The following is an 8,635-nucleotide window of genomic DNA, read 5'->3' on the forward strand; positions in this document are numbered from 1 at the left end:
CAGACTTGTCGTTTTACAGTTCGATTTCAAATTACAGGAAGTCTACCAGAGATGCTTAAACAGGTAGAAATTTTCACCGATGGTTCTTGTCTCGGCAATCCAGGGCCTGGCGGTTACGGCGCTATTTTACGCTATCGCGGCCGCGAAAAAACCTTCAACGAAGGGTATACCCTCACGACGAATAACCGCATGGAGTTGATGGCGGCCATTGTCGCGCTGGAAGCACTGAAGGAGCACTGCAACGTTGTGCTCAGTACGGACAGTCAGTACGTCCGCCAGGGGATTACGCAATGGATCCACAACTGGAAAAAACGTGGTTGGAAAACCGCAGATAAAAAACCAGTGAAGAACGTTGATCTCTGGAAGCGCCTCGACGCGGCGTTGGGCCAGCACCAAATTAAATGGGAATGGGTAAAAGGCCATGCCGGCCATCCGGAAAACGAACGCTGCGATGAGCTTGCACGTGCCGCCGCAATGAATCCCACTCAGAAAGACACCGGGTATCAGCCGGAAGCTTAGACGTCGGGTTTACGGTAATGGCGGGTCGCACCGACAGTTTGTCGAATCCGCGCTGTGTTTTTATTTTGTTTCATTGGGTTAAGCGTAAGCGGAATGGTTCGCTTGCGCGCGACAATAAGCTGCAGACAACCCAATGCCGGAACATGCGCACTCAACAGCTTCCCGCCCTGCTTTGCCCAGGGCAAGACGTGAAAGCGGCTATAGTGTAACACTTCAAAATTCAGCAGGGATAACCAGTCGAACTGACGCATAAGCGTAAACATTCGGCTGTTATAGGGGCTCGTTTTACGTAATACCGGCACCAACTTGCGTAATCCCATCAGGCTCACAGGATTGAACCCGCTTAACACAATCCAGCCATCATCAATTAACACACGATCGGCTTCATGCAGTAAACGATGCGGATCTGCGCACCAGGGCAACGTATGCGCCAACAAACACACATCAACAGATTTGTCGGCAAAGGGAAGATGCAATGGGTCGGCCTGAACCTGGACCGGCGAACCTTGTGCGGAAACATTTACCTGGTGGGAGACAGCGCACGCTTCCGAGTTGATTTCTGCGCTTAAATTACCGACCTTAAGCAGGTGAAAACCATACATTTTAGCGAACCACGGGTTAAGTTGTTGTTCCAGCGCCTCACGATAGTACTCACCCCAGGGCAGATCGCCCCAGCATTCAGGTGCTATAGCAGTTTGAGGGATCCTTGCCGGTTTCATCACGACCTTCCGCTACGTTTGAGAGGTAATCTATGAATCTTAACAGTATTCCCGCGTTTCAGGACAATTACATCTGGGTTCTTAGTAATAATGAAGGACGTTGCCTGATTGTCGATCCCGGTGACGCAAAACCGGTGTTGGATGCGATTGCGGAGCATAACTGGCAACCGGAAGCGATTTTGCTCACTCATCATCATCAGGATCACGTTGGCGGCGTGAAAGAACTCCGTGAGCATTTTCCTAAAATTGTGGTTTACGGACCGGCAGAGACACAAGATAAGGGAACGACCCAGGTAGTCAAAGATGGCGAAACTGCCTTCATTTTAGGGCATGAATTTAGTGTATTTGCCACACCGGGTCACACTTTAGGACATATCTGTTACTTTAGCCACCCTTATCTATTTTGCGGGGATACTCTGTTTTCAGGGGGATGTGGACGTTTGTTTGAAGGCACTTCAATTCAAATGTATCAATCACTTAAAAAAATATGTGCGCTTCCTGATGATACATTGGTGTGTAGTGCCCATGAATATACTTTATCAAATATTAAGTTTGCACTCAGCATCCTACCGCACGATTCGTTCATTAATGAATATTATCGTAAAGTTAATGAGTTACGCGCAAAAAACCAAATGACACTACCCGTTACTCTGAAAAATGAGCGGCAAAACAATATTTTTCTAAGAACGGAAGATATTGATTTAATTAATGAAATAAACAAAGAAACAATATTGCAACACCCTGAAGAGCGTTTTGCCTGGTTAAGGTCAAAGAAAGACAGGTTCTGACAATTCCTACTTGTCATTCGCAAACTTCGCCGTTATGATCGGTCGTCTTTTAAGCAACTATTGACACACACATGAAGGCAAAAGCGATTTTACTCGCCTCTGTCCTGCTCGTGGGGTGCCAGTCGTCTCAGAACGCTGGTGTTCAACAGCACGCACAGAGCCTTTCTGCAGCTGGTCAAGGGGAAGCAGGAAAGTTTACGAGTCAGGCTCGATGGATGGACGATGGGACGTCTATCGCGCCGGATCAAGACCTGTGGGCTTTCATTGGTGACGAGCTAAAGATGGGAATTCCGGAAAATAACCGGATTCGCGAACAGAAACAGAAATATTTACGCAATAAGAGCTATCTCCACGATGTAACTTTACGGGCAGAGCCGTATATGTACTGGATAGCCGGGCAAGTTAAAAAACGTAACATGCCTATGGAACTGGTACTACTACCCATAGTGGAGAGCGCTTTTGATCCTCACGCGACGTCTGGCGCCAATGCAGCTGGCATTTGGCAGATCATTCCGAGCACGGGGCGCAATTATGGTTTAAAACAGACGCGCAGTTATGATGCTCGTCGCGATGTTGTGGCATCCACAACGGCGGCGCTGGACATGATGCAACGTCTGAACAAAATGTTTGACGGCGACTGGCTGTTGACCGTAGCGGCTTATAATAGCGGCGAAGGTCGCGTTATGAAGGCGATGAAAGCGAACAAAGCTCGTGGCAAAGCGACGGACTTTTGGTCACTTCCATTACCTCAGGAAACGAAGCAGTACGTGCCAAAAATGCTGGCTTTGAGCGATATTCTCAAAAACAGCAAACGCTATGGCGTGCGTCTGCCTACGACAGACGAAAGTCGGGCGTTGGCGCGTGTTCGCTTGAGCAGCCCGGTAGAAATGGCGCAGGTTGCAGATATGGCGGGGATTTCCGTCAGCAAGCTAAAGACGTTTAATGCTGGCGTGAAAGGCTCCACGTTGGGTGCAAGCGGCCCGCAATACGTGATGATTCCAAAGAAGCATGCAGCACAACTGCGTGAATCTCTGGCTTCCGGCGAAATTGCGGCAGTACAGTCAACGTTAGTTGCAGATAATACGCCACTGAACAGCCGTAACTACACGGTTCGTTCTGGCGACACGCTTTCGGGCATCGCTTCGCGTCTTGGCGTGAAAGCAAGCGATCTGAAGCAGTGGAACAATCTGCGTGGTTCTAGCCTGAAAGTTGGGCAAAGTTTGACGGTTGGCGCGGGCACTAGCGCGCAGCGACTGGCTAACAACAGTGACAGTATTACCTATCGTGTGCGTAAAGGGGATTCTCTTTCGAGCATCGCTAAACGTCACGGCGTTAACATCAAAGATGTGATGCGCTGGAACAACGATACGGATAATCTGCAGCCCGGCGATCAGCTAACGTTGTTTGTGAAAAACAACGGTATGCCAGACTCCTGATCAGCATAATGTGAAAAAGGCACCGATTCCCCCGGTGCCTTTTTTATTTACGCTTTACACGCTTCAATCATGATGGTGTCGCTGGTAAAGGAACCATCCTCCTGCAACGCAAAGTAGCCCTTCACCTCCCCCGATGCGCTCTCCTGATACATGCGTATGGCTTGTGCTAATGCGGCCGGTGTGCGCATCCGTGCTACCCATGAGCTGAATTCCAGGGGCAAACGATCGGTCAGCAGCGTGTCGACGACCAAATTTGCATTATTAATGAAAGACAGCCACTCGCCGCTTGAATAGTTCCGCACATGCGAGGTATCACGCAACGCTTCAACCGTCTGCAACCAGATGTCACGAACCGGATGCCCTGGCGACATCACATCCATCATTATCAGTCTGCCACCCGGTTTCAATACACGGTACACCTCACGCAGCGCCATGCCAACATCATGCCAGTGATGGGCTGAATAACGGCTGATAACCACATCAAACGCGTGATCGTCGAAGGGTAACTTTTCGGCATAACCTTGCCGCGTAGAAATATTACTTAACCCTTTCTCACTCGCAGCTTGCGCAACCACTTCCAGCATTTGCGAGGACAAGTCATACGCCACAACGCGCTGCACAGCCTGCGCGGCAATAAAACTGGCATGCCCCGCTCCGCACCCCATGTCCAGAACGTGAGCCAGAGGAAATGCAGACAGTCTTTGCGCCAGACGCTGTAAATCACGGCCAGTGGCGTGTACGGCACTGGTTAAATAGGCATTCGCCTGCGAACCGAACTGTTTTTCGACGTTGTCATGATGAGAGTGTGTTGTCATTGTATTGCCCTTTTCTGGTTGGGAGGTAAAGGGCAGCACCGCTACTGGCCTGCCCTACGGCAGACCTGACACACCTATTGGTCAGGTTTGCCGGGACTGAATTCAACGAGTAGTGGGTTATGATCGGACGCGCGCGTGACCAGTACAGAGGCTTCACTAACGTTCAGACCACGATAAAAGACAAAATCGAGAGGACGGCCAAAGGCCCGACGGCGCTGATCATCCGTAAAGCGCACCTGACGAAGCGACATTTCACGCGCAAAGCGATACAGCGCATTCATGCGCTGGCGGCTCCAGGCATTGAAATCGCCCGCCATTATCACCGGGCCGCTGTGATGTGCAATCTGGTCGCCGATAGGAAGTAACTGCTTACTGTATACATCGACCCCCAGGCTGAAATTAACCGCATGGATATTTACGACCATCAATAATCGCGAATCAGGCAACGGATAGACCGTTACCAGCGCAGATTTCGCCAGGCGTAAGATCGGCTCGCGTTCGCGCAGTGGGCAGCAGTAAACAGGGTGAGCGGCTGAAAGCGTCATCACGCCAGAAGGATGTTGAGGCAGAACAAACGCCGGAACCTGGTCGGCGGCCAGATAGTTCGCCGTTGCAAACTGCACCAACTCTGGCGTGGTTTGCGCTTCCTGCAGTAAAACAAGATGCGCATCTTTGCCGAAGTTCTTCAGCACCGACAGCCATTCGGCACGCTGCTGTTTGAAGATATTCCACACCAGGATCCGAATGCGGTCTTCACTGCTTAACGGCTCTCCGGCGGGTAATGCCTGGCCGATACTCGCAAACGACCCAGGCGGTAAAATCCGTTCTGCAGGTTGTCCGGCGACATAGCGCATGGCATAGGTGTTTTTTCGCACTTTTGACTTTCAAACCTCTATAACGTCAACCAGCCCGGATCCGGACTGGTTCTTCTGTTATAGGGATTTTAGCTCACACTTTCAACGGACAATTACATATTGTTTTGTAAGCGAGCACTTACATCAACAGCTTAGCCCAGGGCAACGCGTGACGGTTTATCCAGCCTGCCACTGACCCCCATGAGTAAGAAGGCTCCCAGCACAATCACCGCGCCAATCCACGGCGTTTGCGCTAAACCAAAGTGCTGTACGGTTTGCCCACCCACGATGGACCCTATCGCAATCCCAATGTTGAATGCCGCAATATTCAGACCAGAAGCGACATCCACGGCATTGGGCGTAAATTGTTCCGCTTTTTGTACCACATACACCTGCAACCCTGGCACGTTGCCGAAAGCAAAGATCCCCATCACCAGGATGGTCGCCAGCGCAGCATATTGCACTGATGCCGTGAACTGGAAGACCATCAACAACACAACCAGCGCGGCAAAGATAAATTTCAACGCCGGAACTGCGCCATGCTTATCTGCCAGCTTGCCGCCCCAGATATTGCCGATAGCAACAGAAACACCATACCCCAGCAAAATCCAGCTCACGGCTGCCGGTGAAAAACCCGCCAGGTTCTGCATCATTGGCGCCAGAAAGGTAAACGCGGTAAACACGCCACCGTAGCCTAACGCGGTGATGGCATAGATAATCAGCAGGCGCGGGTGCGTTAAAACGCGAATCTGATCGCGCATCGTCGCGGCAGCGCGGCCTGGTATATTCGCCGGAATCAGAATCAGGCTGCTGATCAATGCGATGATACCGAGCATTGAGACAGCAAGAAACGTTTCACGCCATCCAAAATGCTGACCGATAAATGTTCCCAGCGGAACGCCGGTTACCAGGGCAACAGTTAAGCCGCCAAACATAATGGCAATGGCTGACGCGGCTTTCTCTTTTGGCACCAGACTCGTCGCAATTGTCGAGCCAATAGAGAAGAACACACCATGCGCCAGTCCCGTCAGCAGACGAGCGACTACCAGTGTCATATACCCAGGTGCCTGCCATGCCAAAATATTCCCGGCAGTAAACAGAACCATCAATGCAACCAGCAACTGTTTACGCGGTAAACGTCCGGTTAATGCTGTCAGCACTGGAGCGCCGATCGCGACCCCCAGAGCGTAGATTGAGACCAGTAATCCCGCAGAAGGCAACGAGATCGCCAGTTGTTCGGCAATGGTAGGCACCAGACCCACTATCACAAATTCGGTTGTGCCAATTGCAAAGGCACTGATTGTCAGTGCAAGTAACGCTAACGGCATAAGTCACTCCATATCATCACTAAGTAGATGACACGTAGTATGCAGTGGTGCTTTAATGACAAAAATATCCAAAATCTCAATATAATTTTGCTTCAGGTGCAAAAATGAAAGCAACATCAGAAGAACTCGCGATTTTTGTTGCTGTGGTGGAAAGTGGTAGCTTCAGCCGCGCCGCAGAACAACTTGGCCAGGCTAACTCTGCCGTTAGTCGTGCCGTCAAAAAACTGGAAATGAAATTGGGTGTGGGTTTGCTTAACCGCACAACACGCCAGTTAAGCCTCACAGAGGAAGGCGAGCGTTATTTCAGGCGCGTACAGTCAATATTGCAGGAAATGGCCGCCGCCGAGACGGAGATTATGGAAACGCGCAATACCCCACGTGGATTGCTGCGTATAGATGCCGCAACACCGGTGACGCTTAACTTTCTGACACCGCTGATCAAGCCATTCCGCGAACGTTATCCGGAAATAACCCTTTCACTGGTCTCCTCGGAGACGTTTATCAATCTTATCGAGAGGAAGGTTGATGTGGCGATCCGCGCCGGTGCATTAAGCGATTCAAGTCTTCGCGCTCGTCCGCTGTTTACCAGCTACCGTAAAATTATCGCTTCGCCAGATTACATTGCACAGTATGGTAAGCCCGAAACCGTCGCCGATCTGAAAGATCATCTCTGTTTAGGTTTTACCGAACCGGCTACGCTGAATACCTGGCCGGTCTCCTGCTGCGATGGGCAGCTTCATGAGATTACCAGCGGGCTTTCTTCTAATAGCGGAGAGACGATAAAGCAGCTGTGCCTTAGCGGCAACGGGATCGCGTGTCTGTCAGACTATATGATTGCGAAGGAGCTGGAGCGGGGAGAATTTGTTGAACTGCTCGCCGAACATCGTGTTCCGATCGAGATGCCGTTTAGTGCGGTTTACTACAGCGATAAGGCAGTCAGCCCGCGTATTCGCGCGTTTATCGATTTTCTCAGTGAACATGCGGGTAGCATTGCCACCCGCACGCAGGTGAGTTAATCCCAGTTCGGTGCCAGTCCTTCCGGACTCACCAGACGATCGTTGCAATCCAGTGCAGCGATCGCTTTTTTGTCCTCGGCATCCAGTTGCAGATCCAACGCCTGCAGGTTGCTTGCCAGGTTTTCACGCCGGGTTGAGGACGGGATCACTGAATAACCTTCACCCATCGCCCATGCCAGAATCACCTGAGCAGGAGTGGCGTTATGCTTCGTCGCGATACGGATAATCGTCTCATCTTTCAACGCGTTGCCATAAGCCAGCGTCATGTAGGAGGTAATGTGAATACCGTGTTCGCTCGCCCATTCCACCACTTTACGGTTTTGCAGATACGGAGAGAGTTCGATCTGGTTCGTTGCGATATTTCCGGCACCGATCGCGCTAATCGCTTTCTCCATGAGTGGGATAGTGAAGTTCGAAATACCAATTTCGCGCGTCAGACCTTGTTTTTTCGCATCCAGCAGCGCCTGCATAAACTCTTCTACTGACACCGCATCATTAGGTGACGGCCAGTGAATCAGGGTTAAATCAACATAGTCCGTGCGCAGTTTTTTCAGGCTCTCTTTGAGGCTTGGGATCAGCCTCTCTTTGCTCAGGTTTTCTGTCCAGATCTTGGTGGTGATGTAGAGTTCGCTGCGCGATACGTTGCTTTCTGCGATTGCCTGGCCGACTGCGGCTTCATTATCATAGATTTGTGCGGTATCGACAGCACGATAACCCAGCTCAATAGCGGTTTTTACGGATGCGATGACCACGTCGTCTTTCAGGCGAAAAGTACCTAAACCAAATGCAGGGATTGTCATTGAATTCCTCTTTATTAATGCTGTTCATTAGCAGAGGACGATTATCGCTGTGGCAGATATGAGGAAAAAGAGGGTAAAACGCAGAAGATTTTTGCGAATTTAGCAATAACCAAATCGCAGATAAAGAAAAAGCCCTGAGTGTTAACTCAGGGCTCTTAATAAGTGGCGGAACGGACGGGACTCGAACCCGCGACCCCCTGCGTGACAGGCAGGTATTCTAACCAACTGAACTACCGCTCCACCGAATTTTTCTACAACTACCGGAATACTCCGGTTACTGCTTAATTTGATGCCTGGCAGTTCCCTACTCTCGCATGGGGAGACCCCACACTACCATCGGCGCTACGGCGTTTCACTTCT

At 50.7% G+C, this 8,635-nt stretch carries 9 protein-coding genes and 1 tRNA gene; 4 read left to right on the forward strand and 6 right to left on the reverse strand.

The features are described from left to right. Window positions 1-51 precede the first annotated feature (51 nt). Window positions 52-519 (forward strand): ribonuclease HI, encoded by a 468-nt coding sequence (rnhA, locus tag AC07UY_RS18400; protein WP_494661116.1) that lies wholly within the window; start codon window positions 52-54, stop codon window positions 517-519. Here rnhA and AC07UY_RS18405 read toward each other — a convergent pair. Further along, window positions 516-1,238 (reverse strand): class I SAM-dependent methyltransferase, encoded by a 723-nt coding sequence (locus AC07UY_RS18405; RefSeq protein ID WP_494661117.1) that lies wholly within the window; start codon window positions 1,236-1,238, stop codon window positions 516-518. The two genes, rnhA and AC07UY_RS18405, sit on opposite strands and share 4 nt — an antisense overlap. 32 nt (window positions 1,239-1,270) lie before the next feature. Here AC07UY_RS18405 and gloB point away from each other — a divergent pair, with 32 nt between their 5' ends. Both gloB and mltD read left to right on the forward strand, forming a co-directional pair. After that, window positions 1,271-2,026 (forward strand): hydroxyacylglutathione hydrolase, encoded by a 756-nt coding sequence (gloB, locus tag AC07UY_RS18410; protein WP_494701677.1) that lies wholly within the window; start codon window positions 1,271-1,273, stop codon window positions 2,024-2,026. A gap of 71 nt (window positions 2,027-2,097) precedes the next feature. Next, window positions 2,098-3,462, forward strand: coding sequence for a murein transglycosylase D (gene mltD / locus AC07UY_RS18415; RefSeq protein ID WP_494661119.1), 1,365 nt, complete (start codon window positions 2,098-2,100; stop codon window positions 3,460-3,462). 47 nt (window positions 3,463-3,509) lie between these two features. On the opposite strand, the gene AC07UY_RS18420 is transcribed toward mltD, so the two are convergent. The 3 genes from AC07UY_RS18420 to AC07UY_RS18430 all read right to left on the reverse strand — a co-directional run bounded on the left by AC07UY_RS18420 (window position 3,510) and on the right by AC07UY_RS18430 (window position 6,459). After that, complete coding sequence (locus tag AC07UY_RS18420; RefSeq protein ID WP_494661120.1) at window positions 3,510-4,277, reverse strand: class I SAM-dependent methyltransferase; 768 nt, start codon at window positions 4,275-4,277, stop codon at window positions 3,510-3,512. 74 nt (window positions 4,278-4,351) lie between these two features. After that, the gene (locus AC07UY_RS18425; RefSeq protein WP_494661121.1) at window positions 4,352-5,152 is read right to left on the reverse strand and encodes an endonuclease/exonuclease/phosphatase family protein; all 801 of its coding nucleotides are present in this window, start codon (window positions 5,150-5,152) and stop codon (window positions 4,352-4,354) included. A 131-nt stretch (window positions 5,153-5,283) separates the two neighbouring features. Further along, entirely contained in the window at window positions 5,284-6,459 is a 1,176-nt protein-coding gene (locus AC07UY_RS18430; RefSeq protein ID WP_494661122.1) for an MFS transporter, read from the reverse strand. Window positions 6,460-6,563: 104 nt separating this feature from the next. On the opposite strand from AC07UY_RS18430, the gene yafC reads away from it, so the two are divergent. Continuing rightward, a complete protein-coding gene (gene yafC, locus AC07UY_RS18435; RefSeq protein ID WP_494701676.1) occupies window positions 6,564-7,475 on the forward strand; it encodes a DNA-binding transcriptional regulator YafC in 912 nt (303 codons plus the stop codon). On the opposite strand, the gene dkgB is transcribed toward yafC, so the two are convergent. Together dkgB and AC07UY_RS18445 are read right to left on the reverse strand one after the other, a co-directional pair. Next, window positions 7,472-8,275 (reverse strand): 2,5-didehydrogluconate reductase DkgB, encoded by an 804-nt coding sequence (dkgB, locus tag AC07UY_RS18440; protein WP_494701675.1) that lies wholly within the window; start codon window positions 8,273-8,275, stop codon window positions 7,472-7,474. The genes yafC and dkgB overlap by 4 nt on opposite strands. Window positions 8,276-8,438: 163 nt before the next feature. Further along, window positions 8,439-8,515, reverse strand: a tRNA-Asp gene (locus tag AC07UY_RS18445). Window positions 8,516-8,635: the final 120 nt, after the last annotated feature.

The sequence above is a fragment of the Citrobacter sp. GW821-FHT02E08 genome, from assembly GCF_059421685.1.